We start from the raw sequence: 2,413 nt of genomic DNA, 5'->3' as shown, positions 1-2,413 counted from the left end.
TAAGCTCATCAAGAAACCGTTGCAATTAAAAAAGAGGCCTAAGCCTCTTTTTTAATGTCTAAAGGGACTTACCCATTTCAACTATTCGCTTGCGTCGTCGCTTACTAATGAACAAGAAGACGATCGCCACCACTGGAGCTGCAATTGCAGCAACAATCTCTGGATGAATGGCAAGACCAGCCTCTTTGCCGCCTTTAGCAACATAGGCCAATAAACTCACTGCATAGTAAGTCAACACCAGAACCGATAGACTCTCTACCGTCTCTTGCAGGCGCAATTGCAAACGCGCTCTCTGATCCATACTAGCTAGTAATTTCTGCGTCTGCTCCTCATTTACAAATTCAATACGGGTCCTCAGGGTTTGAGTTGTTCTCGAGATTCGGTCAGATAACTCCTTTAACCTACGCTGAGTCCAAATACAGGTTCCCATCGCAGGCTGAAAACGACGATCCATAAACTCTGACAAGGACTGCACACCTGGAATCGGGGATTCTGCTAACTCGTATAGGTTTTTACTAAGCAATTGACTGTATGCCTCTGAGGCCGTAAATCGTAATCCATAGCCTGAAATCCACTGCTCGGCTCTTGAGGCTAAATGAGAAAGCTCACCTAAAAACTGTCCATCCTTTTCGGTATGGATACCAGGCTCGGTTTGTAGCTGAGAAATATTCTCAGAAAGATCTGCCAATTCCGACTCCGCGCTTCTCAGCGGCATAGAGAGGCTCTTGGCTACTGGGAATGCGATCATAGCTGCCATACGATAGGTTTCCGCCTCAGCAAGAGCTCGCGCTATACGACCAGCTTGTCGTGAGCCCAAGATATCGTGTGGAATAAAGTAAGAGATGAAGCCATCTTCATCCAAACTTAAATCCGTCCACAGTTGAGCGCGCTTGCTCAACAAAATATAACTTCCCAGCACAGTATTGCCACTAAAAATAGCGGAAACCTCTTGAGCCTCAGAAAACAGAGGGCGATGCTCAAACGCGAGATCTAAGGCGGAAATTCTTTCGCCACCCGCCTCAACAATAATAGGGCAACCCAGATCCTGAAGTAATTTATCCAAACTCTTTTCAAGGGCTAGGCGAGACTGCAGAAGAGGTCCAGTAATTTTGACGGGGTTATGCACAATGGCTGCGATGGTTGCAAACTCACCATGCAATTCCCACTTAATCAGCACCCTTTGCGGCTCAGGAGCTAGAGTCAATATTTTGAAAGAGTGTCCGCGCTCATCATTAGATACACCCAAAGCATTGCTTAACTTTTGAATCCATTCAATTTGGGTCTGGCGAGAATTCGCATCGAGCAAAAAAGATTGGGATAGCACCCTTTCGTTTGGCCATAATGCAATTGGGGGGCGAGCATGCACTTCTTCGTGCAACTGCATTCTCATCGGGTGATCATAAGGTCTCATAGGACAAATCTTTATTTAAGCAGCATATCGTATTAAATATCAACACTAGCATCTTGAAGTTGATATGGTCTTGTATCTCGATTTAAGCAGTTACGCACATAATCAATACTGGTCCTCAAAGTATAGTAGTCGCCAGCCATACTCTTGGGAACTTTTAATTGGAGCGCTTCATATTCCAACAAATCCAGCTTTTTAAGATATTCATCACCAGATCCTGATGAGAAACCCTCAATCATCTCCTGCTCATAGCCTTTGAGAATCCCATACAAAGAATTAATCTTGCGGCGCATCCGCTTATCCCGATAGCCAGGAAGACTAATGAGGGCTGGATAAGCAATGGCACAGAAGGGCAAGAATACAAAAACTAAACGGTTGATGAGCTCCGCTAACCAAAATGGGAAAAAGGTCATCAACCAAGGCGAACCATTTTTCTCATAATGCACAGCAACTGAACTCTCTGGGAAGTGAGAATCTCCAAAGAAAGGGAATTCACCACGCCGCGCAAAGAAATTAGCTTTGCCGTTAATTTGATGCGCCGCTTCTAAAAATAGGAATTGAAGTGCAGGATGCATGCGATCATCAATCAATAGATTGGTTGTTGTTGATATCAACTGTATGTCAGCATCAGGATTGTTTCTGGGCAAACTAAATCCACCAATAGGCACTCTTAAGATATGCAAGTAAGGCAAGAGATGGGTATATGCCTCGGCTCGCTCAAATCCGGCGAGATGAATTTGTGGATCACTCAGTAATGCTTGAACATTTTCTGATTGATAACCATCAACTAAAAATGCCCCATCAATCTCACCCTTCTTAAGGGCATTTACTGCCTCATGGTTAGGTAAATATAAGAAATGAGCTTCTTTCTGAAGTCCGGATGCCTGAATCAAGCGCATAGCTTGAGAGTGGGTGCCACTACCAACTGCACCTACTGAAACTTTCCCCTTTAGGAAATATTTCATTTGACCGTTGGCGTCTCTAAAATTACCCGCCTTAATTTCC

2 protein-coding genes are annotated in these 2,413 nt (G+C 44.3%); both read right to left on the bottom strand.

The features are described 5' to 3' along the window. Nucleotides 1-58 precede the first annotated feature (58 nt). Nucleotides 59-1,411, bottom strand: a complete 1,353-nt coding sequence (locus B7Y67_RS15405; protein WP_293599391.1) for a DUF3422 domain-containing protein — start codon at nt 1,409-1,411, stop codon at nt 59-61. Nucleotides 1,412-1,443: 32 nt separating this feature from the next. After that, on the bottom strand, nt 1,444-2,413 hold a 970-nt coding region (locus B7Y67_RS15400; protein ID WP_293599390.1), incomplete at its 5' end, for a TAXI family TRAP transporter solute-binding subunit.

Source organism: Polynucleobacter sp. 35-46-11 (genome assembly GCF_002281105.1).
The sequence above is the reverse complement of the archived record's forward strand: the minus strand, read 5'-3'. Positions and strand labels throughout refer to the sequence as shown.

Excerpts from the sequence above, each read along its gene's own strand:
- B7Y67_RS15405 (WP_293599391.1), bottom strand. The coding sequence starts at position 1,411 with ATGAGACCTTATGATCACCCGATGAGAATGCAGTTGCACGAAGAAGTG.